Source organism: Mesobacillus subterraneus (assembly GCF_003937825.1).
GTDB classification, from domain to species: domain Bacteria; phylum Bacillota; class Bacilli; order Bacillales; family Cytobacillaceae; genus Mesobacillus; species Mesobacillus subterraneus.
Genome location: NZ_RSFW01000014.1, coordinates 279,711 through 306,100, shown reverse-complemented (window position 1 = coordinate 306,100; position 26,390 = coordinate 279,711). Strand labels below are relative to the sequence as shown.

General features: G+C 45.9%; 21 protein-coding genes. 13 read left to right on the top strand and 8 right to left on the bottom strand.

Annotation, left to right across the window (positions count from 1 at the left end; genetic code table 11):
* The first annotated feature begins 145 nt into the window (after window positions 1–145).
* Both EJA10_RS13460 and EJA10_RS13455 read left to right on the top strand, forming a co-directional pair.
* Window positions 146–1,744 (top strand): amidohydrolase, encoded by a 1,599-nt coding sequence (locus EJA10_RS13460; protein ID WP_211340575.1) that lies wholly within the window; start codon window positions 146–148, stop codon window positions 1,742–1,744.
* A gap of 47 nt (window positions 1,745–1,791) precedes the next feature.
* Window positions 1,792–3,261, top strand: a complete 1,470-nt coding sequence (locus EJA10_RS13455) for an alanine/glycine:cation symporter family protein (RefSeq protein WP_125480510.1) — start codon at window positions 1,792–1,794, stop codon at window positions 3,259–3,261.
* A gap of 35 nt (window positions 3,262–3,296) precedes the next feature.
* On the opposite strand, the gene EJA10_RS13450 is transcribed toward EJA10_RS13455, so the two are convergent.
* Window positions 3,297–3,875 (bottom strand): SMI1/KNR4 family protein, encoded by a 579-nt coding sequence (locus EJA10_RS13450; RefSeq protein ID WP_125480509.1) that lies wholly within the window; start codon window positions 3,873–3,875, stop codon window positions 3,297–3,299.
* A 147-nt stretch (window positions 3,876–4,022) separates the two neighbouring features.
* On the opposite strand from EJA10_RS13450, the gene EJA10_RS13445 reads away from it, so the two are divergent.
* Both EJA10_RS13445 and EJA10_RS13440 read left to right on the top strand, forming a co-directional pair.
* Complete coding sequence (locus EJA10_RS13445) at window positions 4,023–5,762, top strand: methyl-accepting chemotaxis protein (protein WP_246017787.1); 1,740 nt, start codon at window positions 4,023–4,025, stop codon at window positions 5,760–5,762.
* Window positions 5,763–6,498: 736 nt separating this feature from the next.
* The gene (locus tag EJA10_RS13440) at window positions 6,499–6,696 is read left to right on the top strand and encodes a hypothetical protein (RefSeq protein WP_125480508.1); all 198 of its coding nucleotides are present in this window, start codon (window positions 6,499–6,501) and stop codon (window positions 6,694–6,696) included.
* 54 nt (window positions 6,697–6,750) lie between these two features.
* Here the strand turns inward: EJA10_RS13440 and EJA10_RS13435 are convergent, their stop codons facing one another.
* Both EJA10_RS13435 and EJA10_RS13430 read right to left on the bottom strand, forming a co-directional pair.
* Entirely contained in the window at window positions 6,751–7,545 is a 795-nt protein-coding gene (locus EJA10_RS13435) for an alpha/beta fold hydrolase (RefSeq protein WP_125480507.1), read from the bottom strand.
* Between the two features lie 130 nt (window positions 7,546–7,675).
* On the bottom strand, window positions 7,676–13,213 hold the full coding sequence (locus tag EJA10_RS13430) for a pullulanase (protein ID WP_125480506.1): 5,538 nt from the start codon (window positions 13,211–13,213) through the stop codon (window positions 7,676–7,678).
* A gap of 448 nt (window positions 13,214–13,661) precedes the next feature.
* Between EJA10_RS13430 and EJA10_RS13425 the strand changes: the two genes are divergently transcribed.
* Entirely contained in the window at window positions 13,662–14,444 is a 783-nt protein-coding gene (locus EJA10_RS13425) for an arylamine N-acetyltransferase family protein (RefSeq protein ID WP_125480505.1), read from the top strand.
* A 61-nt stretch (window positions 14,445–14,505) separates the two neighbouring features.
* Window positions 14,506–15,321 (top strand): EcsC family protein, encoded by an 816-nt coding sequence (locus EJA10_RS13420; RefSeq protein ID WP_125480504.1) that lies wholly within the window; start codon window positions 14,506–14,508, stop codon window positions 15,319–15,321.
* Window positions 15,322–15,428: 107 nt separating this feature from the next.
* Here the strand turns inward: EJA10_RS13420 and EJA10_RS13415 are convergent, their stop codons facing one another.
* Both EJA10_RS13415 and EJA10_RS13410 read right to left on the bottom strand, forming a co-directional pair.
* The gene (locus EJA10_RS13415; protein WP_125480503.1) at window positions 15,429–16,448 is read right to left on the bottom strand and encodes an acyltransferase; all 1,020 of its coding nucleotides are present in this window, start codon (window positions 16,446–16,448) and stop codon (window positions 15,429–15,431) included.
* 153 nt (window positions 16,449–16,601) lie between these two features.
* Window positions 16,602–17,354, bottom strand: a complete 753-nt coding sequence (locus EJA10_RS13410; RefSeq protein WP_125480502.1) for an AAA family ATPase — start codon at window positions 17,352–17,354, stop codon at window positions 16,602–16,604.
* Between the two features lie 98 nt (window positions 17,355–17,452).
* Between EJA10_RS13410 and EJA10_RS23940 the strand changes: the two genes are divergently transcribed.
* Window positions 17,453–17,584, top strand: coding sequence for a hypothetical protein (locus EJA10_RS23940; RefSeq protein ID WP_281274504.1), 132 nt, complete (start codon window positions 17,453–17,455; stop codon window positions 17,582–17,584).
* Window positions 17,585–17,757: 173 nt separating this feature from the next.
* Here the strand turns inward: EJA10_RS23940 and EJA10_RS13405 are convergent, their stop codons facing one another.
* Entirely contained in the window at window positions 17,758–18,228 is a 471-nt protein-coding gene (locus EJA10_RS13405; protein WP_211340571.1) for a LysM peptidoglycan-binding domain-containing protein, read from the bottom strand.
* Between the two features lie 195 nt (window positions 18,229–18,423).
* Between EJA10_RS13405 and EJA10_RS13400 the strand changes: the two genes are divergently transcribed.
* The 5 genes from EJA10_RS13400 to EJA10_RS13380 all read left to right on the top strand — a co-directional run bounded on the left by EJA10_RS13400 (window position 18,424) and on the right by EJA10_RS13380 (window position 22,947).
* Window positions 18,424–19,473 (top strand): ADP-ribosylglycohydrolase family protein, encoded by a 1,050-nt coding sequence (locus EJA10_RS13400; RefSeq protein WP_125480501.1) that lies wholly within the window; start codon window positions 18,424–18,426, stop codon window positions 19,471–19,473.
* Window positions 19,474–19,489: 16 nt separating this feature from the next.
* Window positions 19,490–19,672 (top strand): hypothetical protein, encoded by a 183-nt coding sequence (locus EJA10_RS23385; protein WP_125480500.1) that lies wholly within the window; start codon window positions 19,490–19,492, stop codon window positions 19,670–19,672.
* Entirely contained in the window at window positions 19,669–19,902 is a 234-nt protein-coding gene (locus EJA10_RS13390) for a hypothetical protein (RefSeq protein ID WP_125480499.1), read from the top strand. The genes EJA10_RS23385 and EJA10_RS13390 overlap by 4 nt, the downstream gene beginning before the upstream one ends.
* 223 nt (window positions 19,903–20,125) lie before the next feature.
* On the top strand, window positions 20,126–20,770 hold the full coding sequence (locus EJA10_RS13385; RefSeq protein WP_125480585.1) for a 2OG-Fe(II) oxygenase: 645 nt from the start codon (window positions 20,126–20,128) through the stop codon (window positions 20,768–20,770).
* Window positions 20,771–21,420: 650 nt separating this feature from the next.
* Complete coding sequence (locus tag EJA10_RS13380; protein ID WP_125480498.1) at window positions 21,421–22,947, top strand: AbgT family transporter; 1,527 nt, start codon at window positions 21,421–21,423, stop codon at window positions 22,945–22,947.
* 57 nt (window positions 22,948–23,004) lie between these two features.
* Here the strand turns inward: EJA10_RS13380 and EJA10_RS13375 are convergent, their stop codons facing one another.
* Window positions 23,005–23,961 carry a calcium/sodium antiporter gene (locus EJA10_RS13375; protein ID WP_125480497.1) on the bottom strand — a complete coding sequence of 319 codons (957 nt, stop codon included), beginning with the start codon at window positions 23,959–23,961 and terminating at the stop codon, window positions 23,005–23,007.
* A 147-nt stretch (window positions 23,962–24,108) separates the two neighbouring features.
* Complete coding sequence (locus EJA10_RS13370; RefSeq protein ID WP_125480496.1) at window positions 24,109–25,602, bottom strand: peptide MFS transporter; 1,494 nt, start codon at window positions 25,600–25,602, stop codon at window positions 24,109–24,111.
* 295 nt (window positions 25,603–25,897) lie between these two features.
* Here EJA10_RS13370 and EJA10_RS13365 point away from each other — a divergent pair, with 295 nt between their 5' ends.
* Window positions 25,898–26,356, top strand: coding sequence for a DUF305 domain-containing protein (locus tag EJA10_RS13365; protein ID WP_211340570.1), 459 nt, complete (start codon window positions 25,898–25,900; stop codon window positions 26,354–26,356).
* The last annotated feature ends 34 nt before the right edge of the window (window positions 26,357–26,390 follow it).

Sequence of the window (26,390 nt, the reverse complement as noted above, 5' to 3'; positions counted from 1 at the left end):
ATAGGTTATTTTCTATCATTGCTTTTTTGCATGCTAGAGCTTTTCCACTATCCCCTTCTTTCAAACTCCTTTTGCATACATCCGTATGCGCACTTCGAACATTTTTCAAGCATGATCTGGCTCACTTTTACCAAAGGAGAGAATCATCTTGAGAACCATCTATACGAACGGAACAATTTATACGTTCAATTCACGCAATCCGATTGTACAAGCGGTCGTCATTGAAAATGGCCGATTCATCGATATGGGAACTTCAGCTGATATGGTGCTGCAATGGGGCAGCCACACGCAAATCATCGACCTGGAGGGAAAGACTGCGACTCCAGGCTTGATTGACAGCCACCTTCATCTATCCATCATGGCCGACAGTTTTATCAATCTTGATTTTGTCGGCGTCACCTCCAAGCATGACATGCTCGCTAAAATTCAGGAAAAAGCCAGTCAGCTTGAGCCAGGCCAGTGGATTGTCGGCAGCAGCTGGGATGAGAACCTTTTTACAGACGGTACCATCCCTACGATTGCGGAGCTGGATTATGTGGCACCGGCCAACCCGCTGTTTATGACGAGGACCTGCCTTCATGCGGCCATCGTGAACAGCAAGGCGCTTGAAGTGAGCGGCTATCATCCGGCGATTTCGGTTCCGGAAGGCGGAACGATCGTGTTGGATGAATGGACGAAGCAGCCGACCGGACTGTTCCTGGAATCGGCGATGAACCTGATCAGGCAGCATATTCCTGAACGCTCGTACGATGATTGGAAAAACGCGATGCGCCAGACGATGCATTTTGCGATGAGCAAGGGGCTGACGAGCGTCCATACGAATGACCCGCTCTATCTTGGCGGTCTTGAAATGACATGGAATATTTTCAATGAACTGCTGAACGGGGAACAAGTGGGCTTGCGCAGCAACCTGCTGATCAACCATGAATTCTTAACCGATTTAAAAGAAGCCGGAATGTACACGGGCTATGGCAATGATACGCTGATCATAGGCGCTGTTAAAATTTTTGCTGACGGAGCTTTCGGAAGAAGAACGGCGCTGCTGTCAGAGGAATATAGCGACGCACCGGGCCATTACGGCGATGCGATGTATGACCAGGAACAGATGTATGAAATTGTCCGGGGTGCAAGGGAACTGGACATGCCGATTGCGGTCCATACGATTGGCGACAAGGCCCTCGAAAATGTGCTCGACGTGCTCGATCAATTTCCTGCAGCAGCCTATCGCGACCGGCTGATCCATGCACAAGTTCTGCGGGAGGAACTGATTCCGCGCCTGAAAGCACCGAGCCGGATCGCCGATATCCAGCCGCGCTTCATTGCCAGCGATTTCCCTTGGGTACAGGAGCGCCTTGGCGAAAAGCGGATCAAGCTATCCTATGCTTGGAAAACGTTGATGGAGGCTGGCGTCATTTGCGCTGGCGGCTCTGACTCTCCGGTCGAGCCGGTTGATCCAATCCTCGGAATCCATGCAGCCGTGACACGCAAAAAGCCTGGTGAAAACCATGAAGGTTATGTGCCAGAGCAGAAGCTGTCGATGGTGGAAGCTTTCCGCTTGTTCACCGAGCTGGGTGCGTACCCAACGAATGAAGAGACAGTAAAAGGAACAATCGCACGCGGAAAATTAGCCGATATGACAGTTTACTCTGCAAATCCATTTGAAATGGCAGATCCAGATGAACTTTTAGCGATGGACATCGACATGACGATCATTGGCGGGGAGATTAAGTATCGCAAGAATTAACATCAGCGGAGAAATTAATGATCAACTAACAGCAAAGGGGAGACATCATGGATCACGTGTTATCAAGTTTATCAGCATTTTTATGGGGATTGCCGTTAATCCTCACAATGGTTTTTGTCGGGCTTTATTTTACAATCGGAAGCGGCTTCTTTCAGTTCAGGCACCTGCCACATATCCTGAAGGCGACCTTCAGCAGCATGTTTAAAAAGGAAAAAACAGAGGATGGGAAAAAAGGGGTTATCTCATCCTTTGAAGCGGTATCGACAGCGATCGGTGGATCTGTTGGTGTCGCCAATATCGGCGGTGTGGCCACGGCCATCGCGGTCGGGGGACCTGGCGCGATTTTCTGGATGTGGATGACCGCCCTGCTTGGAATGATCATCAAGACAGTTGAGGTTACCCTTTCGGTTTATTACCGAACCACAGATGAAAATGGCGACCCGTATGGCGGGCCGACTTATTACATGGAAAAAGGACTCGGTGAAGAACGCAATTTTAAATTCTGGATTTTCCCGGCGGTCATTTTCGGATTCGGTATTTTTTCAACATTCTTTATTACGATGCAGAATTACACAATCTCTGAAGCGATCAGCTCTACTTTTGATATCGGGATGATTCCGGCATCGATCATCTTCTCGATCCTGGTCTATTTTGTTGTCTGGGGCGGCATCAAGCATATTGGAAAGCTGGCGTCGAAGCTTGTTCCGGCGATGGTTCTGTTCTATGTGGTGGCAGGGCTATTCATCATCATTTCGAATATTACCCAGATGGGCGACGTCTTTGCGCTGATTTTCGACGGAGCATTTGGCGGAACGGCTGCGGTGGGCGGCTTTGCCGGTGCGGCAGTGGCCCAGGTGATCCGCATGGGAATGGCGCGCTCGGTTTACAGTAACGAAGCGGGCTGGGGAACTTCTCCGATGATTCACTCGACTGCGAAGGTCGACCACCCGGTAAAACAGGGCATCTGGGGTGCTTTTGAGGTATTCATTGATACGATTATCGTATCATCGATCACCGCGTTCACAATCATCATCACCGGTGCGTGGTCAACTGGTTTGACTGGAGCTGACCTGACGCTCACGGCATTTGAAACGGGGATCGGTTCATTCGGCCGCATCACGATTGCCCTGTCGATCCTGTTGTTCGGTCTGACAACAGTGACAGGCTGGTACTCTTATTACGAAATCGTCCTGCGCCACCTTTTAAAAGGAAAGACAAAGGTAAAAAACAGGATTCTGAAAACGTTCATCTATTTATACCCAATCCCGGGAACATTGATGGTCGTGTACGGAGTCGCATTCGGTTTGCCGGGACAGACGGTCTGGTATTTCGCGGACATCTCATCTGCCATTCCTACCTTCATCAACGTCGTAGTCATCCTCATCCTCGGCAAGCAGTTCTTCGCCCTTTTGAAGGATTACAAAGCAAGATATCTTGGAATCGGAAAAATCGATCCGGACTTTGCGTTGTTTTATGAGGATAAGGTGGAGAGAGATAAAGAAAAGAAGATTGGTTGATTTTAAAACGCCTGGATTTTTCTTGAATCCAGGCGTTATTTATATTGATCCTTAATATAGGCTATTGTTTCTTCAGCGTTCCGGCTATACTCCTCAACCGACTCCAAAATCTCCGCGATAAAATCGACCTCGCCGAGCAGCTTCCCATATTTATTGATTACATGAATTTTGTTGTCATTGATGCCGATCCAATTGCCGTTGTAATAGTCCCTGCCGATGATGAAATACTTGTTTGCGATTTTTCTGGGAGCATAGGATTGATTTATATAAATGACATCCATCCCGAAAAACGCTTTTTCTTTTTGGGAAAAACCTTCCCACAACCCGAGTGGCAGGCCAAAGAGGGAGAGGCAGCCTGATTCAAGGGAAAAACCGTTGCATTCTTTGATCAGTTCTTTGTAGACTTCAGGGAACTGGTGCTGATTTTCTTTTTCCAGCGTCAATATAGATTCATCCGTGGCAGGAGCAAAAAAAGCATGAGCAACATTGTCGGGAAAAACGATGTTCCGATCCTCTTTTAATTCTTTTGATAGATAAACAAGCGTTAGTCCGCTTTGTTTATAATTTTCCACCGGGCCATTGAATTCAAGGATTTTATCGATTATTTTTTTCATTTAACCTTTACCTCGTTTCTATCATTCTAGTTAATTAATTTTCGCATGATTCTAAAAAGGATGTCAAAAGCCCTAAAAAAAACGGGGTGGAAGCCGAAATACATAGTAGATAGAATACGGTGCGATTTGCGCTGCTAAGGAGAGCGGATGATGAAGATCAAAAAGCGATTCAAGGTTAAGCAGGTTAAGCTCAATACGAAGTTTACGGTTCGGAAAAAACTATTTGCCGGCTTTTTCTCTGTATTGGCGTTGCTGGCGTTAGTGGCGGTGATTACTAACTTTCAATTTAGCAAAATGAACAGCCAGTATTCGTCCTCGATTGATGACCGCATGAAAAAGTTTAATCTGATCGTCTCCATGAAGGATGCGACCATGAGAGAACAACTGGCGCTTCAAAAATTCCTGGCTGTTGGGGACGGGGAAAGTCTATTGGAGTTTGAAGCTGGAGCAGATGATTTTGCAGAAAGTGCGGAGGCATATTTGAAAATTGCCACTACTGCAGAAGATAAACAGGTTGTTCAAGAGTTAATTGCGGCCGAGGAGCAATATTATGAAGTCGCTCAGGAAGCCTTTATTTTAAAAAGGGATGAACAGATTGTAAAAGTCACGCTGCTGATGCAACAAAAAGCGAATCCGCTCATCTTCACGCTCAACGAGGCAGCCAAGGAAGCGTTGAAATTCCAGGAAGACAGTCTGCAAAAAACAAGCCGGGCCCTGTCCAGTGAAGTGAGCACCGTTGCCTTGGTGATCATCGCACTCAGTGCGATTGCGTTTGTCGCTGGAATCGTCATTGCCCTATATATAAGCCGGATGATTTCAAAGCCTGTCCAATTAGTGTCACAGGCGGCAAAAGAAGTGGCGAAGGGCAATCTTTCAATTGGTGCCGTCCAGGTGAAGAACAAAGATGAAATCGGCGAACTTGCCGATTCGTTCAATGAAATGACGACCAATCTAAGAGATTTGATTTACAAGGTGAGCAGCACGTCAGAACAGGTGGCAGCATCTGCTGAGGAAATGATGGCGAGTGCCGACCAGACGAGTTCAGCAACAAATCAGGTGGCCACAGCGATCCAGGAAGTCGCGAGTGGAGCTGAGACTCAGAGCAAGAACACCGAAGAAAGCGCAAAGGCAGTAAGTGAGATGTCCGCGGGTATCCAGAGGGTGGCTGAAACGACGTCGAATGTTGCAGAGTCTGCGGCGGAAACGACGAAACAGGCACAGCTGGGCCATGAGTCATTAGAAAAAGTCATTGAGAAAATGAAGACGATTAATCATACAACAAGCGAGACAAATGCAGTGATCAAGGATTTGGACCGCAAGTCGGCCGAAATCGGGAAGATCATTGAGGTCATAACGGGGATTGCTGACCAGACGAATTTGCTGGCGCTGAATGCGGCGATCGAGGCAGCGAGAGCTGGCGAGCATGGCAAAGGCTTTGCTGTCGTGGCCGATGAGGTCAGGAAGCTGGCCGAGCTATCGAGGCAATCAGCCAGCCAGATTTCCGGTTTGATTGAAGTGATTCAAAAAGAGACGCACCAGGTCGTTGAAATGATGAACAAAGGAACTGTTGAGATTTCAGATGGTGCTTTACTGGTTGAAGACACCGGCCGCACTTTTGAGGATATTTTGAAGTCGATCGAGGGCGTTAGCGCAGAAATCCAGGAAGTTTCCGCGATTTCAGAGGAAATGTCAGCGAGCGTCATGCAGGTGAACGCCTCCATCGATGAGGTCACCAGAATCGCCCGCGGCTCCGTCGCCAGCACAGCCGAAATCGCATCCGCGACAGAGGAGCAACTAGCTTCCATGGAAGAAGTCGCATCCTCCTCATCATCCCTTGCGAGCATGGCAGAGAATTTGAGAGAGATGGTTGCGAAGTTCAGAGTTTAATAGTTTGCGAAGCATGGGGGCCGAGAATGGCACTCATGCTTCTTTTTTTGACGGAGAGGATCCGGGAGCGACTTTAGTGGGCAATTTTATCACCTGGAAAGGGCTATTTAGGAATATATTCGGAAATTAAGGAATATCTTTTGGTTTTTCAGGAATATATTTTAAATTTAAGGAATATATCTATTAGTTTCAGGAAAATAATCAAATTTTAAGGAATATCCTATTTTGCGAGAGTTTGTTGGTACCCATTTATAAGTGGCAAGCCCTCATTGGCGCCCGTTTTCGTGATAAGAAGCCGAAACCAGGTCACCCATAGCGTTGATTAGTGCCCAATTTTAAGAGAGAAACCGAAACCAGGTCACCCATAGCGTTGATTAGTACCCAATTTTACGAGAGAAACCGAAACCAGGTCACCAATAGCCCCGATTGGCGCCCAATTTTAAAAGAGAAACCAAAACCAGGTCACCCATAGCGTTGATGGGTGACCAATTTTAAGAGAGATGCCGAATGCAGGTCACCAATAGCCCCGATTGGTGCCCAATTTTAGAAGAGAAGCCGAAACCAGGTGACCAATAGCTCTTATTAGCGCCCATTTTCTAGAGACAATCTCAAACCAGGTCCCCAATATCCTGTACCATCTCCCACCGAGAATTCCTGATCCCATGTGCATTCGCCCAAGCCAAACCCGTGACAGATGCATATAAAAATAGGGAATACAAAGAGGGAGGTTAGCCGTATGCATGCATATAGACATCCATATTCATATCATTCACAGGATCAGAGATTTGGCTGGGGTTTTGGATTGCCGTTTTTAGGTGGATTGGCTGGGGGATTATTAGGTGGGGCTTTGTTTTATCCGCGCCCTTACTATGGAGGATTTTACCCGCCATATCCGTGCTGCCCGCCGCCAAGATATCCGTATTACTATTATTAAAACCAGGAATGAAAAGGGGAGTAAGCCATCATGGCGTACTCCCCTTTTTACCATTTAACTGATATTCGCTTTTTTCGTTTTGTATGTGTCCATAAAATCGAGGGAAAGCTCGTTGAATTCATCGGCTTTTTCGATATTGCAGACGTGGCCGCATTGAGCGAGGATCACTAATTCTGAACTTTCATCGCCAGTCAGGTCTTCCTCGAGCTCCCGGACAAACATATGGTCCTCGGCCCCGGAGATATAAAGCTTTGGGACATCCTGGCTTTGTTCCTGGACCTGGCTGTAAGTGGCCTCCACATCCCCGGCAAGCGGGTACCAGGCGAGGAAATTGGCCCGTTTCATCTTATAAGCTTCCTGGATGAAAAAACGCCGTGAGTCTTTATGGTTGTTTTTCGGCATCAGGATTAACGCTAATATGCGATACAGCCATATGAACGGGAGAAAGTCCTTGATGAGCCATGCTAATTTAATCAGAGATTTTCCAAAAAAGTTCAATCTGGTAATCGCACCGCCGAGAACCGCCGACCGCACGCGTCCGGGTTCTCTTTGAAGCAGGTGATGGACGATGATCGTTCCGAGTGAGATGCCGACGAAATGCGCCTTCCGAATCGAAAGATGGTCCAGCGTTTTAACAATCTCACTGACAACCATGTCAAAGGTGAATCGATCTTTATATGAATCAATATCTGGCGAGGTTCCATGGCCAGGTAAATTGATCGCCAGGATATTATACTTTTTAAGAAAAGGCTTCAGCTGCTTGTAAAAGATGTTGGAGTTTCCGCCGATTCCGTGCAGCAAGACAATGTATTCGGAACCGCGTCCTTTATATAATCTGTAATCTAGCATCGCATCTCCTTAATAGATCGTGATAAGTTAATCATACCCTTGAGAATTCATCTAGTAAACCCATATGGCAGGATGGTTTATTTTGCAAAAAACAGGCATCATCCACATTTGGACGATGCCTGCCTACTTCTTATTTCTTCTTGCCTTTATTGTCGACCTTGATGACCACTGTTGTCAGTGGGTCAAGCGTCAGTTTGTCTTTTGCCAGCTTGAAGCCAGATGGCTTGGAAACTGGTGTTTTGCCGGCTTCGTCGTTGTCGACAAGGACCTTCGCTTTGGAGAAGTCAAGGTCGCCTAATGTCAACGTACGTGACTTTGTATCAGCGTTCACGAATACATAGTAGGTGCCTGTATTGTCAGTTGATACATTTTCGTACGCAATGACCAAATCGGTATCCTTGATTTCAGGAAGCTTAAGCAAACTCACATTCTTGTCCACCAGGTCTTTTTCGCCTAAGCGGAAGGCATTCGTTGATTTTCTCAGTTCAATCAAGCCTTTAGTATAGGCACTGGTTGTCGTGTTGATGGAGTATTTCTTTTTGTTGGTTGCTTTTTCCCAGTCGAACATGTTGATGGCATCGGATGAATCATATGAGTCGTGGATGAAGTATCCGAATGATTTTCCTTGCTCATCCTTCAGTTCGTGGTATTTCTGCTCTGGTACTCCATCGGCTTTCCATTGCTTTGTTCTGCCGTATTCCTGTCCTGCGTGCAGGAAGGCTGTTCCCTGTGATGTTAAAATAAGCGAGTTTCCGACGCGGATGCGCTTGTGGATTTCAAGATTATTTTCAGGGATTGCCGGGTCTTTTTTGATTGATTGGGCAATGACATCATAAAGCGTCATATTATCATGTGCCTCGATGTATTGAACCATATCGCCCGGGTCGTCATGTGCCGTGTTGGACGGCTGGCCTTTGATGTTGTTGAAAATCGTCTGGACGCTTCTAGCTCCGCCAGTGATGAAGCGTGGCTCACCTTCAGAACCGAAGCCTGACTTCAATTCGTTGCGGATCTCATCAGAGAATACGCCAACATCGTCTGTCTTGTTCATCCAATCCTGGTCTGCGCCCATGCCCGCAAGCTCTGGCTCAGCAATGTGGCCAGCGAATGTTCTCCAGCCTTCGCCGATGAACAATGCATCAGGGTTCACTTCAGCTGCTGCATCATAGGCATTCTGGATGGAAGGATAGGTAGCATCACCCATCATATCAAAGCGCATGCCATCAATCTTGTATTCTTCGAACCAGTATTTCACTGAATCTACCATCAGCTTTTCAGCCATTTTGTGGCTTGTTGCCAGGTTGTTTCCGAAGCCGCCAAGGAAGTTGCCCTGAGCGTCCTGGAACGCATAATAGTTAGGAACGATGTCATTCAGCTGGCTGGCTTTTGCCATGTGAGTGTAAACGACGTCAAGGACGACACCCATTCCAGCATCATGGATCGCATCGATCATTTCCTTCAGTTCTTTCACGCGCTCTTCCGGATTTGATGGATCCAGTGAATATGCGCCGTCTGGCGAGAAGTAGCTGTGCGGGTCATAGCCCCAGTTGTACTCGTTGCCGCCAGCGGAGTAATCAAGCTCTCTCTGGCCCATCTTCGTTTCGTCGCCGTAATACCAGGCCATTACCGGCAGCAATTGAACGTGAGTAACGCCAAGAGACTTAATGTAATCCAGCTTGTCGATGAAGGCCTTGTAAGAGCCCCATCTTGCGTTCAGATCGCCTTCGATAGAAGGATCTGACGTGAAGTCACGTACGTGAACCTCATAGATTACTGCGTCTTCACGTTTTTCATAGCCTTTGATTTTTGCGTGATCGAAATCTTCAGGATTCGTCTTACTCAGATCCACGATCGCTGCTTTTCCAACCGTGTCACCGTCAGGACCTGGTTTGCCTTCTGTGTTGACCGTGAAGGCTGCCATCGATTTAGCATAAGGGTCCAAGACTTTGTTCGTGATTCCGTCATTCGTTACTTCATACTGGTAAAAATAACCCTTAAGATCGGCTATGTCCAGGTCGCCAGGTGCTATCTCTGCAGACCAGACACCTTTTTCACCTTTTGTCAGTTCAATGCTGCCAATTTGCTCTGCTGCATTGTCTTTGTTGAAGAAGTTTGCGACTACTTTGCTCGCTTTTGGCGCCCAAAGCTTCAATGTAACAGCTCCGTTTTTATAAGTGGCACCAAGGTCATCGCCATCGTAACCAAACATTTCATCGAGCATTCTCCAGCCGGATGAAGCAGAAACCGTTCTGCCTGAATACGTGATGGATAATGGAAGCTTTTCTAAATCAAATTGAGCTTTGACTTCGACTTTTTTGCTTCCTGCAATTTTTACACTATCAATGTTAACCGTTGTACCGTCTGCGTCTTTAATTTCCAGTTTCGACTTTAAGTCTTCAGCTGTTAACCCGTCTGTCATCGTAAAGCTCAGTAAAATCGTATCCTCGGAAATGATTTCCGCAGATGTCAGGCCTGTTGCCTGCTCCCAATAAGGAGAGACATAAACATTGTCATCGCCCTGACGGACCCATACATGATTGTACTTATCAAGCAGATTGAACGATTTATCTCCGCCGTCTTTATCTCCGTTGGTCTTATTGAGTGTGATCATTCCCATGGACTTCGCGTTTTCATTTAGCTTGATATCAACATACGCTCCGTAACGGTCTGTACCCGAGAAGGATGCAGCACCTGTCGGCCAGCCATCAGAAGGGGATGCAACATCGCCCCAGTTCCAAAGACCCCAGTTCTCATAGTCAGCGTTGTCACGTACATAATGGACGCGGACTGTGTTGGCAGGAAGGTCGACTGGTTCATAGGTGTACACCTTGTCATCGCCCTGCTTGATGAAAATTTCATTCATTTCTGGTGAAGTGATGGTAAAGCCTTTGTCACCGCCGTCTTTGCCAGCATCGCCTTTCGTTACATCCATAACGAGGAATCCGATGTTTTTCGCGCCTTCTCTAAGCTCAACATCAATATAAGCGCCATAGCTGTCGGTCTTTTCAAACATTGTAGCGCCTGTTGGCCAGTTGGCAGAAGGGGACTTAACATCGTTCCACAGCCATGCACCATAGTTATTGTAGTTGTTGTCAGCACGCTTGTAGTGGATACGGATATGATTTTCCGGAATCGGATCCACATTGCCGTTGCCAGAACCAGCTGCTGCGGCTGTAATTGTGCCGTTTTCAACTGTCAGTAAAACTGTACCGCCATCCGCCTTTGACGGAATGGCCAGAGTGACTTCGCCAGCTTCTGTTGCTGTGTAGGTTTGACCTGAATAATGGTCTGTAACAACCGCCCCAGCGTTGACAGTCAGCTTCACTTGCTTTGCTGCGTCAGCAACGTTTAACCCGACATAGGCAGCGTCATTTCCATGCTTGCGTGCAAACATCATGAACTTGTCGCCATTGGAACCACCGATTGTCGTGCGATCACCTTTTGCAAAAACCTCAGAATGGTCAGCCCTGAAATTCAGGATCTTTTTATAGTGGTCCAGAACATCATTGCCTTCAACCTTATCCCAGGCTAAATCGTAACGGTTGTCGTATTGCGGATAGTTATTCGCTCCGCTTTGGCCAAGTTCTTCACCATAATAAATGACCGGCTGTCCTTTGGCTGTTGCCTGCAGGGAAGCAGCGACCTTCAGCTTGCCCTTGTCATTTCCGGCATTATGCAGGAATCCATCTTCATCATGGCTGCCAAGGAACTGGCCAAGAGTAGCAGTGTTGTCGATTTTGCCATTGCGGGCAATCAGGGCATCATTTGCTGCCTTCAGGTTGCCGTTGACGAAATCATGGGCGATATTTTTAAAGTCAAAATCAAGCAGGGAGTCCATCATGCCTGCTTCAAGGTAGCCGTAGTCGTTATTGACATTCGCTCCCCACGTTTCACCAATCATCTTGTGTTCAGGCATTTTATCCGTGATCGCATTCTTGAACGCCATCCATGTTGCATCTTCAACGTGCTTCACTGTATCCACACGGAAGTAATCGATTGTGTTGCCTTTTGCAGTTTTCGCTTTTTCAATCCAGTCAGTCTGCCATTTGATGATCGCATTGCGGACTGCAGGATCTTCTGTCTTGAGGTCAGGAAGTCCGGCTAATTCGCCAACTACTTCGTCACCTCCGACATTTCCCTGGCGAAGCAGGCTGCTGAACTTGCTGCGTTCCGCATCAGTTGGATAACCTGCTGGCGGATTTTCCATCGCATTGATTTCTTTCAGACCGTACCCAGTATGGTTCAATACGACGTCCACCATGATTTTGATGCCGCGTTCATGGGCAGCGTCAATCAGTTGATGGAAGTCTTCCATGGTTCCAAAGTGAGGGTTCAGGCTTTCAAAATTGCTTGCCCAGTAGCCGTGGTAAGCATAATAAGAGTGGCCTTCTTTATTATCAAAACGAACATCGTATTTGATGTTCTCCACAACAGGGCTGATCCAGATGGTGTTAACACCAAGGTCGTCCAGGTAATCCAGCTTTTCGGTGATTCCTTTAAAATCACCGCCCTGATACGTGCCGCGGTCAGTTGTATCATAGTTCAGGTTATAAGGATCATTATTGGAGGCATCTCCATCAAAGAAACGGTCTGTCAGCATGAAATAGATAATTGACTCATCCCAGTCGAAGTCATTCTCACCAACAGATTGTCTTGTTTTAACAGAGACATTGGCTGTGCCACTGTGCTTATTGCCAAATGAATCCGTTACGGTTAACGGAATCGTTTTTGTGCCTGCCGTTACATTGTCATCGACCGCAATCGTGATTTTGCCTAACGTAGGGTCGACTTCAAGAGCCTTCGATCCGCCAAGTGCGGAAACGTCAGCCGTGATCTTCCTGACTTCAATTCCATCTGTCAGGCCATCTACATCAACCTTCAGCACCGCATTTTGGTTGTAGTCAATCTCCTCTGGCTGAACAGAACTCGAAACAGTTAATTCAGCGCTGGAGTAAGAAATCGTCGACTTTCCATCAACGGTGTTGTATGGATCTGTTACTTCTTTTGTTTCGCCATTTTTCGTGACGAGGTACGTATATTCATTTGTGCCATTTGGAATGTTTTCATAAGAAGTTATGAATCTCTCATTCTCAGGCTCATAGGTCATTTCGATTGTTTCGTTATTGAACTTCAATTCTACTTTTTCAATGGTGTTCATTGCATCATTTGCGAAAAGCGCACGATCACGATAATAGAAAGTAGCGTTTCCATTCTCAATCACTGGAGCTGATCCATCAGGAACGATGCGGATTTGTTCAACACCACTCGTGATGAAGGCTTTTGTGATGGAGTCGTTTTTGCTTACTCTGATAAAACGGTCTCCAAATTCTTTTTGGGCAGTATCCCAATTGTATGTGCTGCGAAGGACGAATCCCATTTGTGCCGTATCCTGGCCAACTGGAATATCCACTACCGCTTTTTTGCCTACCCTAGTTGTAAAATCTACCTGTCCATCCTGGACGCCGGTATTCCAGGTCCAAATGTTCCATTCGCCAAAGTTCTGGTCTTCGCGAATGTAGGTAAAGCGAACTTTGCGATCGTTTGTCTCAGACGTTACAGTACTTCCTTCCGCATTTGCCTGCTGAGCAGGAATAAAAGGAAGCCATAAGCTCAGGATCATGATCGCTGTCATGAAAATAGAAAAGCTGCGTTTTGTGCTCTTTCTCATGCGAATCTTTTCCTCCCTAGATAAATTAATCTTGCAAGAATAGTAGAAGAAGTCCTCCTTTCTTTTACAATGAATTCTAAGTGAAACCGTTTGCACAATCAGATAAAAAAATTTAAGGGCGCAGATTATGCAAGCGCTTGCAATAAACTTTCCTTTTAATTTTACAACACAATGACATAACCAGCAATGGAAGGGAGAAGGTACGAATCTATGTAAATAGTGCCAAATTCCTACATAAAACGAGAAGGTGAGAATCAAATTCTATTAATTTTCACAAAACTTTCAGAATTTGATCCAGACCTAGATGCGGTTCAGGTCGAAAGTTGTCTGAATTACGATGAAAAATAATTCTAATGACCTATAAAGAAATTTGCGCTCCAGATTAGGAACAGCACATACCTTTCTTGTATTCTTATGTATATAGAAAAAAAAAGAGAGGAATTGAATCATGAATGATTTAAACCGTAAGTTCCGTGAGCGAATAAACTTTCCTATAGATACCCCGATTACTCTTAAGAACCTTGATGACCTTCTTGAGAAGACTGCGTCCTCTTTACCATTTGAAAACTTATGTCCCCTTTCTGGTGACATCGATGATTTAAGTGATGATTATTTGTTCGAAAAAATCATTCAAAGAGGAGAAGGCGGCCTCTGCTATGACCTGAACGGCATCCTGTATTTGTTTTTAAAGGAGAACCAGCTTGAAGTCCAGCTGGTACGCGGTTCGGTGTATGTTCCCGATTTAAAGGGCTTTAGTCCGACGGGCAGGACCCACGCAGCAATTTTAATGAATGAAGGAGTCAAAAGGTATCTGGTTGATACCGGATTCGGCGGGAATTTGCCGTTGAGGCCAGTACCGATGGATGGAAGTGAAATACAAACTCCATCCGGATCTTTCCGTGTGAAAAAACAAGACAGTGAATTCGGAGATTACCTGCTGGAGATGAAGCTGAAGGGAAAGGATGCTGACTGGAGAGTTGGATATGCGTTCGATTCCAGGGAATCTGTAGAGGTGCAGGAGCTGACAGAAATGAAAAAGGTCATCACGGATCATCCACAGTCCCCTTTCAATAAAAAGCCTTTGATGACGAGAGTGACAGCTGACGGAAGCATGGTGCTGACGGAAACAAGTTTCACCCAGTGGAAGGATGGCGAGATGTTCAAAGAAGATATTGATTCAGAACAATTCAAGGTTCTGGCGAAGAAATACTATAACCTCGAGATAAAATGAAACCTTCCTACAGTATTAACCGTTAATATATGTAATTAATGATGACAGGTGTTGAATAGAGATGGATTCACAAGACTATTTATTGAAGGAATTAAAAGAAATTGAAAAATGGGAAAAAGACCAGAAGGGACTTTGGTTTTGGGAACGGTTGACCCGACTGCCGTTCAAGATGCTTGACCGGTTCACGCCAAAATTCATCCAGGAAAAGGTCGGTACCTTGCTTGATGAGCTTGGGAGCTACATACAGACGGGCGGACAATATTTATCGAGCGAGAAATCGGTGTTCTCTTTTATCGAAAAAAAGACAGGCAGGGTCATCAACGAGCTTGCAGACCTTGAGAGTGTGCCGGTCGAAGAGATGAAGAAGGTTTCGCTCGCGATTGGAGAACAACGCAAGAAAGCAGCAACAATTCAAGGAGCAAGCACCGGAATCGGCGGGATCTTCACGCTGGCGATCGATATCCCTGCCGTGCTGGCTCTTTCGCTAAAAACGCTTCAGGATATTGCCCTCGTCCATGGATACGACCCGAAGGATAAAAAGGAGCGGGTGTTCATCATCAAATGCCTGCAATTCTCTTCAGCAGATGTCGTTGGCAAACAGGCAATATTAAATGAACTCACCCAGTTCAACAGCGAAAATAAATCACGTGAAGTCATCTCCGAGCTCCAGGGCTGGCGCGAAGTCACCCTGACCTACACCGAATCCTTCGGCTGGAAAAAACTCCTCCAGATGGTGCCCGTGGCTGGCATCGTATTCGGCGCCTTCGCTAACCGCTCGATGGTCGGTGACCTGGCTGAAACGGGGACGATGCTATATCAAAAGAGGAGGATACTGGAGAGGCTGGCAAACATGGAAACAGAGTTGATTGATGAGTAAAATTCCTAAATCTCAGGGAAGCTGGGATGAAGCATGAAATCATGGGATATCAAGCCTTCAAGGCTAAGAGAGAACAGGACCTTCCGCGATAAAGTTAGCCTGAATCCTCAGGCTCTATTTTTTTTCAGTGATCCCTTAATCTTTTGCAGCAGTTGATAGGAAAGATACGATAAAACAAAAACAAGAGACGCATCCAGCAGGTTCAGCAGCAAGTTATGGGTGCTCTGTCCCAAACCGATTTTTCCAAAGAAGAGATCAACCATATCAATAAAGAAAACATGAATGGCATATATTCTGAGTGAGTTACCGCCTATCTTATTCAGCAACAAGCCCTTTCCGAGATTGGGATTGCTTAAGGCATACAGGAACAGAAATAAGGTAAGGAAAATCGTCGAAAAGAAGTACTCTCCATGTCTGGCATCCAACCCCTTTACAAGCCAGAAGCCCTCTGAAATCTGCAGAATGGTAAAGAAACACAACAAGTAAAAGTAAACCCTCCCTTTATATTTGCGCCATGTTTGAACTGAAGCCAGCCAGAATCCCATAACGGTATAGAACAGGCTGACATAAAGAGCGGCCCTTGTTGTGCTTACTGGCAGCTCATCAAAGATGGAATAGGACTGTCCAAAAAGGCCCAGAAGATTGAAACAAAAGGCAATCACCAATAACAGGCTCACTCTTTTCAGTCTGTAAAAGAGGTAGATAATCGCGATGCTCCATACCAGTGAATTCACGAACCACAGCTGATAACCGCTTGTTCCCTGGCCATAGTAGAGGAGGTTGAGGGCCGTCATATTCTCCATGTATTTCGAAAGTTCAGCTGGAGGATTTTCATTGATCAGCATGATTCTCGCTACATCATAGATGAAATAGAAAGCAAGCCAGCTAACATAAATCTTCAGGATTTTCGTGATATATTTTTTGAAGTAAGAAAAGGACTGTGGATTGTTCCTCACCTTAAGACTGAACAGATAGCCTGAGGCAGTGAAGAAAAAAGGGACTGCGAACCTCGAAAGGTTATCAAGAACAAAATAGCCCGGCTGATCATTGCCAGGGAAGGTATGTATGATGACGACTGCCAGGATCGCAAAGAATTTGATGAAGTCGATGGCGAAATTTCTTTCCATTCTAGGTCCTCTTATCAATTTTTGATTACCTTTTAGTATCTCCTTAGCCAAAAAATAAATAAGTTATTTATGCATGGACAGTGCTAAAGCTGAGAATTTGCGTGAGGTCCAATTTCCTGCTTTGTAGGAAAAGTTTATTTTAAAGTATTCGTATCATTCCTCCAGCAAACGATGGACCATTCGCTTTCGGTCATCAAAAAACTGCTTCATAATGATGTAGTGATTCGTTTCCTCAAGGGCTCGCAGGTGGATTCCATCTTCGGTGAATTCGTAGATGGCCGCGTCCGGATAGGCCATGATGATCGGAGAATGGGTGGCGATGATCAGCTGTGAGTTATCCTGGACCAGGTCATGGATCCTGGTTAGCATGGACATCTGGCGCAGCGGTGATAAGGCTGCTTCCGGCTCGTCCAATAGATAGATGCCATTCCCGCGAAACCGGTGTATGAAGGTTGCGAAGAACGACTCGCCATGGGATTGTTCATGCAGCGACTTTCCGCCAAATGAATCAATAATTTTTGGTGCGCCTCCTTCTGCATCCATCTCTTCAATATTGGAAGCGACATTGTAAAAACTCTCGGCACGCAGGAAGAATCCATCCTGTGGCTTTTCGATGCCCCTGATGACTCTAAGGTAATCAGCCAGTTCTGAATGTGAATCGAACGTGGAGAAGTTGAAGTTCAAGGACCCGCCCTCCGCGTTGAACCCCATCGCCACCGCCATCGCCTCAAGCAAAGTCGATTTTCCCATCCCATTCTCACCAATGAAAAAAGTCACCTTCGGATGAAGCTCCAGCTCCTCCAGCGTCCTCAGACTTGGAAGGTTAAACGGATAATGCCGGAACGTCGGCACCTGGTCACGCTTCAACCCAATTCTTCTAATGTATTGCCAGCTTAAATTGCTCATCGCCATAACCCCGAACTCGTTTTTTTTTATCATAGCATAAGAGAGAATAGCTTTACGAAGCAGCAGGGAGAATAAGAGGGCGAGGAAGGAGGTATCCCATGGATCCGAACAAAAGACCACAAGAAGAATCTAGCCAGAGTAATCAGGAAGAGATGACTAAAAACGAACAAACAACTGCCGAAACAGACGGCTTTCGCTATGATTATGATGATTCATCAGACGTAAAATAAGAGGAAAAACCGATGCCGGTTTTTCCTCTTATTATTTGTGCTTCGAAAGTAATCTTATGTGCCCGGTTTGGAGGGGACCAGGGTGCCGTTTTGATTGCTTGGCAAGATAATTTCTACAAGGAACCCGCAAACACATTGATTCATTTAGCTGACGGTCATCAGGAGGAATTCCATCATAAACTCGCCGGAATGTTGATTACCTGGCCTGGAAAAATCAAATTTGGATCAGTAATCTGGGGATTGATCCGCATGATGCTCTCTACAGTCACTCCAAACCAGGCGGCGATGATATAGAGGGAGCTTCCAGGACGGACCATGTATTGCGTGATCGCTGGCCTCGGTTCACATTCAAACCCGAGGGAATACCAGGTGTTTGTGTCAACAATCCCTGAGCTGATTTCGATTTCCTTCACTGTGCTCTGCCACTCCTTTACAGCCGAATGTGTTAAAGGCCCAAAGATGCCATCAATCCGCCCGCTGTAAACTCCGAGAAATTGAAGGAGAATCTGGATCCGGCTAACGTCCGGTCCTCGGTCACCAAGACGGAGAGTCGGGCATAACTTCGGGGGAATCTGGGTGGCCTGGCCGACAAAAATGATATCTGGATTCTCGATTTGAGGATTATTAATAATAAGGTCACTCAACCTGACCCTAAATCTTTGAGCAATCAGATAAAGCTAATCACCGGGCTGGACTATATAGATCATGAGGGAAGCTCCTGAAAACGTCTTTCCCATACTTTATGTGCCGATTGCATGGGCGGTTCAGGGGAGATAGGCAGGAAATAATGTGGCCTTCAGCGAATATAGTGTTAAAAGACGGAAGCAAAAGGAGTCCCTATGTCAAAAAAAGATTTTTTCATAGCGTCCTTGCTTGGCGGCGCGGTTGGAGATGCTCTTGGTTATACGGTTGAGTTCATGAAGCTTGATGAAATTAAAGCAAAATACGGTGAAGAAGGTATTGCAGACTTGGAAGTAAATCCTTATTCAGGCCATGCGCTGATTTCGGATGATACCCAGATGACATTGTTCACAGCGGACGGTATGATCTGGGCTTACGAGCGCATGAGGGACCGCGGGATTGGCAGCTATGCCGGGAGCGGGGTCTATCAATCGTATCTTCGCTGGCTTTATACGCAGACGAAAAGGATGCCGGATGAACATTACGACTGGCTGCTCGACCCTCAGCCACATGAGGGGAAGCACAGAATCTTAAACTATAGAGAGTTGTTTTCAGCCAGGGCGCCGGGGAATACTTGCTTATCTGCGCTCGAAAGCAACAAAATGGGAACGATCGAGAAGCCAATCAATAACAGCAAAGGCTGCGGCGGTGTCATGCGGGTTGCACCGGTCGGCTTATTTTTGCACAAAAATCCTGAACAGGCATTCAGAGTGGCTGCAGAGGTTGCGGCTATCACACATGGCCATCCGTCCGGCTATCTGGCATCAGGTGCGCTAGCTGTTATCATTGCAGAATTGATCAATGGTAAAAGCATGGCAAACAGCGTCGAACAGGGGATAGTCATTTTAAAAAGTTACCCGCACCATGAAGAAACACTGCATGCGTTGGAGGCATCGGTCGGGTTTGCTGGCAGCGAAAAGCAGCCTGAAGACGCAATTGGAGAGCTGGGTGAAGGCTGGATTGCTGAAGAAGCACTCGCGATCGGCCTGTATTGTGCCCTGAAAGAACCGGACTTCAAGAAGGCGTTAATGATGGCTGTCAATCATGATGGAGACAGCGATTCGACGGGAGCAATCTGCGGGAATATCATGGGCGCACATAATGGACTTGAGGCTGTGCCCCAGGAATGGACGGAGCAAGTGGAACTTAAAGAACTGATCGTTGAGCTAAGCAATAGATTATATGATTTAGCGGCAGAAGCCAGATAGGAAGGGGAATCGGCGGTTGGCGGATCAAATACAACAGGCCATGAAAAATGCAAAGGCCCAGCTGGAACTTTCAGGCAACAAGGTAAAGGTTCACCACACTGAATTGGTGAGGAAGGTTTTAAGCAAAGAAATCACAAACGAGGAATTCCTGGAGGAAGCGAAGCTGTTGGCAAAGGAGAAAGGGCGTGAACCTAAATGAGCGAACCCATCGAAAATAAACTCGCCGATTACCTGGATTCGATTCAGAAGTTCATTTTAATCACAGCGGACCAGGAAATTCAACAGGAATTAACGGTTGTTTCGGATGCCCTCGAATGCGGGGCCATAAGCCTGGACACCGCATTGTACTGGGATCATATCGAAGCTAGGAAACTGCTCCGAAAAGCCTTTTCAGACGCAGATTTCCTGAATGTGAAAATGAGAGTGTAATGCTCTCGTTTTTTTGTTTGTTTTTTCAAAAAAAAGATAGTAAATCACCTTCCCGCGTTGTAAAATAAATTGAAAAATTGAATAGAGTGTAAGATTCGGTTTTGTCATCCATTTTGAATTACAGGAGGAACCAACAGACAATAAGAATGAATGATACTTTCGCTTAACTATCAATCTAATTTTTTGAAAAATCTATTAATTAAGAGGTTGATGAAAGTTGACAATGGATGCTATGGATGTAATGGCAACGAAAGAATCTACGATTTTTAATCATATAGGGAACAAAATCAAAACCGACGATCGAGAGATCAACATTATTGCCAGAATGGAAGAACCGCTTATCGTCATCCTTGGGAATGTCTTGAGCCATGAGGAATGCGACGAGCTGATCAAGCTGTCGAAAGACAGGCTGCAGCGCTCGAAAATCGGGAATACCCGTGAGGTGGACCAGCTCAGGACAAGCAGCAGCACGTTTATCGAAGAGGCTGAAAACGAGATTGTCGCACGGATTGAAAAGAGAGTCTCGCAGATTATGAACATACCAGACGAACATGGTGAAGGTCTGCAGATTCTGAATTATAAGGTCGGCCAGGAATATAAGGCTCATTTTGACTTTTTTGCGTCTAACGTAAGCAATCCGCGAATCAGCACACTGGTCATGTACCTGAATGACGTGGAAGAGGGAGGAGAAACCTATTTTCCAAAGCTCAATTTCTCTGTTTCCCCTCAAAAGGGAATGGCCGTCTACTTTGAATATTTTTATGAAAATCAAACTCTGAACGATCTGACCTTGCATGGCGGAGCACCAGTTGTCATCGGCGACAAATGGGCCGCAACGCAATGGATGAGACGGAAAAGAGTGAAATAAACAATGAGAAGCATGTTCAGCATGCTTCTTTTTTATTCGGAAAAGAAGGATGACGCCTCTTCGAACAAAATGAAAGGGAGGAGCTGAGAAAATATCCGAAGTTAGGGTTACCTCGGACAAAAATAGAGGGAAGAACTGAGAAGTCATGGCCCTTCCGAAAAAAAAGAGAGGGTGCCGCCGCATAATCGGGCAAAACCTTGGCAGGAGGATGGCCGTGGCTTTTTTCGCGAGGGAACCTTGAGCCACAGCAGCCAACGGGGAATAAATGCCGCTCAACGGGGAATATGTCGCGGCCAACGGGGAATAAATGTAACCCAACGGGGAATAAAACGCCGCCAACGGGGAATATACCAGCTCTCGCAGGATAAATCGTTGCGAACGAGGTATAATCAGCAGACATGAGGGGAATTAAAGCATAGTCAACCGTAAATAAGCTATGAATTTATTAGAAAACCACGACTCATGCCTGCATATTTTAGTGAACAGATACTAGAATAGTATTTATTTCGCCGCTCTACAGCTTCTGAAGACTTTTACTATTCCGTCTTAAAGGATAAGCCTTTCATTTATGTCAGATACCCTCTATAATATAAACCGTTCTGTTAGATTACTTGTCTGAATATTTATATTAATTTGAAGGAGGGCATATCTTGGAAACGACAAATAAAAAAGGTTTTATCCTGCGTTCACTTGATGTGATTGAGCGTGTGGGAAATAAATTGCCTCATCCGGTCACGCTGTTTGCGATCTTCTCTGTGTTGGTCATCGTGCTGTCTGCGATGTTCTCAGCGATAGGCGTGAAAGTGGCGGACCCTATGAATGAAGGGGAATTTTTAACAGTCAAGAACTTGTTAAGCAAGGAAGGGATAGCCTACCTGTTTGAAAGCGCTGTCACAAACTTCACGGGCTTTGCTCCGCTTGGAACGGTTCTTGTGACGATGCTTGGAATCGGGATTGCGGAACGTACTGGCTTGATCAGTGCGGCACTGCGCGGCCTGGTTACTTCCGTTCCTAAACAATTATTGACTGCTGCATTAGTATTCGGCGGCGTTATGTCCAGCATGGCAGCTGACGCTGGTTATGTTGTTTTGACTCCGCTTGGTGCGGTATTGTTCGCAGGTCTTGGAAGGCATCCGCTTGCCGGTTTGGCTGCAGCCTTTGCTGGTGTATCCGGCGGCTTCAGTGCGAACCTGCTTCTGACTTCGCTTGACCCGCTTTTGGGCGGATTGACGAAGGATGCTGCGGCGATTTTTGATCCTGCATACGCTGAAAACATCAACTATGCAATGAACTACTACTTTATGGTGGTTTCTGTATTCCTGATCACAATTGTCGGAACATTGGTAACTGATAAAATCGTTGAACCGCGCCTTGGCACATTCAAAGGCGATGTAAAAGAAGAGGTTCAATATTTATCTGCTGTCGAGAAAAAAGGTCTTTGGGGTGCGTTGATCTCTGTCATCATCACATCAATCGGGATCGCATTGCTTGTTATTCCTGAATGGGGACCACTGCGTGGCGGCGAAGAGAACATCATCAATGCGCCATTCTTCCACTCCCTTGTTCCAGTCATCCTGATCCTGTTCTTCGTTCCTGGCTTTGTCTATGGAAGAATCACAAAATCCATCAAGGATGATAAGGATGTAGCGGACCAGCTTTCCGACACAATGGCAACAATGGGTTCATACATCGTTCTTGCGTTCGTTGCAGCTCAATTTGTTGCTTACTTCAAGGAATCAAACCTTGGTTTGGTGTTGGCTGTAAACGGTGCAGAACTGCTTGAAAGCACAGGCTTCAAAGGAATCCCGTTAATCCTGGCGTTCATCGTCATTTCAGGTTTCATCAACCTGTTCATCGGCAGTGCGTCAGCTAAATGGGCAATCATGGCTCCGGTATTCGTGCCAATCATGATGCAAATCGGATACACTCCTGAGTTCACTCAGCTTGTATACCGTATCGCAGACTCAACTACGAACATCATCTCACCATTAATGCCTTACTTCGCAATCGTCATCGCGTTTGCGCAAAAGTACGATAAGAAGGTTGGTATCGGTACACTGATCGCAACCATGCTTCCGTACTCCATCGCATTGACCATTGCATGGGTATTAATGCTGATCATCTGGATGCTGACAGGCGTCGACATCGGTCCTGGATCTTCCATCTACATGCCATAATAATGGTAAAAAAAGTGCCTGGCTCAATCGTATGAGCCAGGCACTTTTTGCTTTGTGCTAATTCCTTAAAATGATATAAACCAAGTAGGCTATATATCCTGCAGCAAGGATGGCGCCTTCTACCTTTGAAACCTTGAACTTGGTCCGTGAGAACATCAGCAGGACGATGGTCAACACAATCATGATGCCGATGTCGGTGAAAATTTTATCATTGACCGCGAGCGGTGAAATGGTTGCCGCCGTTCCAAGGACGAAAAGGATATTGAAGATATTGCTGCCAACGATGTTGCCGAGCGCGATTTCGCTTTTCTTTTTCAAAGCAGCGGTAATTGAAGTAATCAATTCAGGCAGCGACGTGCCAACAGCAACAATCGTCAGTCCAGCCAATGTCTCACTCATCCCCCATGATAAGGCGATTGTCAAAGCATTGTCGACGACCATATCGCCGCCGAAAATGATTGCAGCCAGGCCGCCGAGCGTGAAGAGAATATTCTTTCCCCATGTGCCTCCCGCTTTTACAGCGGCAGCATCCGCAACCGGTTCCCGATTGTTAAGCGCAATTTCAATAATGTAATACAAAAAGATCATGAAGAAGAGGAGCAGGATGATTCCTTCACTTCTCGTAATCAGATTTGTATTTGTCACTTGCAATGCAATATCATTGGCAACCACTGCCAACGCCACACTTGCCAGCATTGTAAATGGAATTTCCTTGCGGATGGTGGTTGACTCGACAGCGAGGGGCGTAATCATGGCCGTAATCCCTACCACCAGTGTGATATTGAAAATATTGCTTCCGATAACGTTCCCCATCGAAACCTCACTGCTGCCTTCAAGCGCTGCGATGATGCTGACGGTTGCCTCGGGAGAACTCGTTCCGAAAGCCACAATGGTCAACCCGACCAAAAGCGGAGGAACCCGCAGAAGCGTTGCGATATTCGAGGACCCCTCCACAAAGAAATCCGCCCCCTTGATCAACAACGCGAATCCTATAATCAAAAGTAGATAACTCAAGTAACAATCCCTCCTCTATAAAAGACACAATAGCAAAAATTGGGGTTTTTGAAAAATTTTAAGGGGGAGGACAGGTTGATTTTTTTTTCGAGTATGAAAAAGACGGCTCTCCATTAGTAGGAGTAGGCCGTCTTTTATAAGTGCGATTTATTTTACACCCTTCATGAATACCTGAATCTTAGGTGACAGGACGAACAGGATGATTCCCAGTATGATCGATGCTCCGCCGATTGTTCCGAAGTAAGCTGTTTCGGTTGCAGGTGAGTAGAACTTAACGATCTGTGCGTTGATCGCCTGGGCTGCGGCACTTGCAAGGAACCAGAGGCTCATTGTTTGGGCAGAGAAAGCAGCTGGCGCCAGCTTCGTCGTTGCTGACAGACCAACTGGTGAAATCAGCAGCTCTCCGAATACGACAATCAGGTAGCTCAGGACAAGCCATAATGGGCTAACCAGTGCTTCAGTGCCTGTTAAGTAACCAGGGATCAGGATGACAAGGAATGAAAGGCCCGCGAACATCAATGAGAAAGAGAATTTCTTCGGAATGGATGGCTGGCGGTCTCCAAGCTTCACCCAGAATCCAGCAAAAATTGGTGCGAAAATGATGATGAACAGTGGGTTCAATGACTGGAAAAAGGCTGGTGAAATTGTCATACCAGCAAATTCAAGCTGTGTACGCTTGTCCGCATAGTTCGCAAGGATCGTTGAGCCCTGTTCCTGGATCGCCCAGAACATGACTGCGGCAAGGAATAACGGGATATAGGCAAGAACGCGTGAACGTTCCACTTCTGTTGTTTTCGGGCTGCGGTACATAATGATGAAGTACGCAGTCGGAATCAGGATTCCAAGGATCGTTACAGTATTAATGAAGCTTTCAAATGTTAAAAGTCCAGCAGGAATTAAAATAGCACTTAAAATACCAATTGCGACAATTGCAATACCGGCCCAAGTGAAGGTTTTTTTCTTTTCAGCCGGTGATAGCGGGTTGGGTACATTCGTACCAGCAAGCCCAAGGTTCTTTTTCTTTGTTAAAACAAAAACAACTAGACCAAGGAACATCCCAATCGCGGCGATCGAGAAGCCGTAATGGAAGTTGTAGGCGTCGGATACAGCACCGACGATAAGTGGTGCAAGGAAGGCACCTGCGTTGATCCCCATGTAGAAAATCGTGAAACCAGCATCGCGGCGAGTATCTTTTTCGCTGTACATTTCACCGACAACGGTCGAAACGTTTGGCTTCAGCAAACCAGTACCGATGACAATCAGGACCATGGAAACGAAGAACATGGCCACACTGCCTGGTATTGCAAGCGCGATATGACCGAGCATGATTAAGATTCCGCCGTAAAATACAGCCTGTGAAGTTCCGAAAATACGGTCAGCCATCCAACCGCCGATGATTCCGGACATGTACACAAGTGAGCCATAGATGGACATGATGGAAAGAGCCAGTGTCTCATCAAGACCCAATCCGCCTTTTGACACTTCATAGTACATGTAGAAAACAAGGATCGCTCTCATTCCATAGTAAGAGAAACGTTCCCAAAACTCAGTGAAGAAAAGAGTGAAAAGCCCTCTAGGATGTCCAAAGAATCCCGTCTGAGGCACACTATCCACAATTTTCTGCCTATTAAAGTTTGACATGATTACCCCTCCTAATTTCTATTTCAGGATACTTTTAGTGTAACGAAATGTCAAAAACAAATTCAGGCGGAAATTTCAATATTTCCCGTTATATCAAGGTTTTTCATTTGTGTTTAATAAAAAGAAAGTTTATTTAAAATCATTTAATTTATATCAATATACAAAATAAATTGAAAATATAGGGAAATAATACCGCTTAAACCAAATACTCCATAGGCTATTTGTAGTAGCGAGTGAATAAATCGCACTCGACAGGGTAAGGGAGGTATAAAGGATTATGTAAGGAGGAATTCAGATGAAAAATAATTACGGCAGATTTGGCTTGATGGTCCTTACATCGACGGTCATTATGCTGATTCTTATGTACTTAAATGCCTACAGCATTGATCATGTTTTCTTTAGTGAAACAAGATTCTATATGGCCTTGATCATGGGCGGAGTGATGGCCATCGTCATGCTCGCATTCATGCATAAAATGTACACCAATAAAAAAGTCAACTTGGGGATTTACGCCGGGAGTGCATTGCTGATTGCGGTTTCCTTGTTTCTCGTGCGCAGCCAGACAACTGTTGACGATCAATCCTGGATGAAAGCGATGATCCCGCACCATTCAATTGCCATCCTGACAAGTGAACGCGCAAAAATTGAAGACCCTCGGGTAAAAAAACTTGCTGACGAGATCATCGAAGCACAGCGGAAAGAAATCAGTGAAATGAAGACGCTGATTAAAGAGTTGGAAGAGAACGAAAAGTGAACAATACCTGAAAGAGCTTAATCCACGTGATTAT

What these genes read in the sequence shown, in the direction of transcription:
- EJA10_RS13440 (WP_125480508.1), top strand. Translation starts at nt 6,499, where the DNA reads ATGCATGCATATAGACATCCATATTCATATCATTCACAGGATCAGAGA.
- EJA10_RS13425 (WP_125480505.1), top strand. Translation starts at nt 13,662, where the DNA reads ATGAATGATTTAAACCGTAAGTTCCGTGAGCGAATAAACTTTCCTATA.
- EJA10_RS13400 (WP_125480501.1), top strand. Translation starts at nt 18,424, where the DNA reads ATGTCAAAAAAAGATTTTTTCATAGCGTCCTTGCTTGGCGGCGCGGTT.
- EJA10_RS23940 (WP_281274504.1), top strand. Translation starts at nt 17,453, where the DNA reads ATGGATCCGAACAAAAGACCACAAGAAGAATCTAGCCAGAGTAATCAG.
- EJA10_RS13445 (WP_246017787.1), top strand. Translation starts at nt 4,023, where the DNA reads ATGATGAAGATCAAAAAGCGATTCAAGGTTAAGCAGGTTAAGCTCAAT.
- EJA10_RS13365 (WP_211340570.1), top strand. Translation starts at nt 25,898, where the DNA reads ATGAAAAATAATTACGGCAGATTTGGCTTGATGGTCCTTACATCGACG.
- EJA10_RS13415 (WP_125480503.1), bottom strand. Translation starts at nt 16,448, where the DNA reads ATGGAAAGAAATTTCGCCATCGACTTCATCAAATTCTTTGCGATCCTG.
- EJA10_RS13455 (WP_125480510.1), top strand. Translation starts at nt 1,792, where the DNA reads ATGGATCACGTGTTATCAAGTTTATCAGCATTTTTATGGGGATTGCCG.
- EJA10_RS13420 (WP_125480504.1), top strand. Translation starts at nt 14,506, where the DNA reads ATGGATTCACAAGACTATTTATTGAAGGAATTAAAAGAAATTGAAAAA.
- EJA10_RS13450 (WP_125480509.1), bottom strand. Translation starts at nt 3,875, where the DNA reads ATGAAAAAAATAATCGATAAAATCCTTGAATTCAATGGCCCGGTGGAA.
- EJA10_RS13410 (WP_125480502.1), bottom strand. Translation starts at nt 17,354, where the DNA reads ATGAGCAATTTAAGCTGGCAATACATTAGAAGAATTGGGTTGAAGCGT.
- EJA10_RS13430 (WP_125480506.1), bottom strand. Translation starts at nt 13,213, where the DNA reads ATGAGAAAGAGCACAAAACGCAGCTTTTCTATTTTCATGACAGCGATC.
- EJA10_RS13385 (WP_125480585.1), top strand. Translation starts at nt 20,126, where the DNA reads ATGGATGCTATGGATGTAATGGCAACGAAAGAATCTACGATTTTTAAT.
- EJA10_RS13390 (WP_125480499.1), top strand. Translation starts at nt 19,669, where the DNA reads ATGAGCGAACCCATCGAAAATAAACTCGCCGATTACCTGGATTCGATT.
- EJA10_RS13435 (WP_125480507.1), bottom strand. Translation starts at nt 7,545, where the DNA reads ATGCTAGATTACAGATTATATAAAGGACGCGGTTCCGAATACATTGTC.
- EJA10_RS13370 (WP_125480496.1), bottom strand. Translation starts at nt 25,602, where the DNA reads ATGTCAAACTTTAATAGGCAGAAAATTGTGGATAGTGTGCCTCAGACG.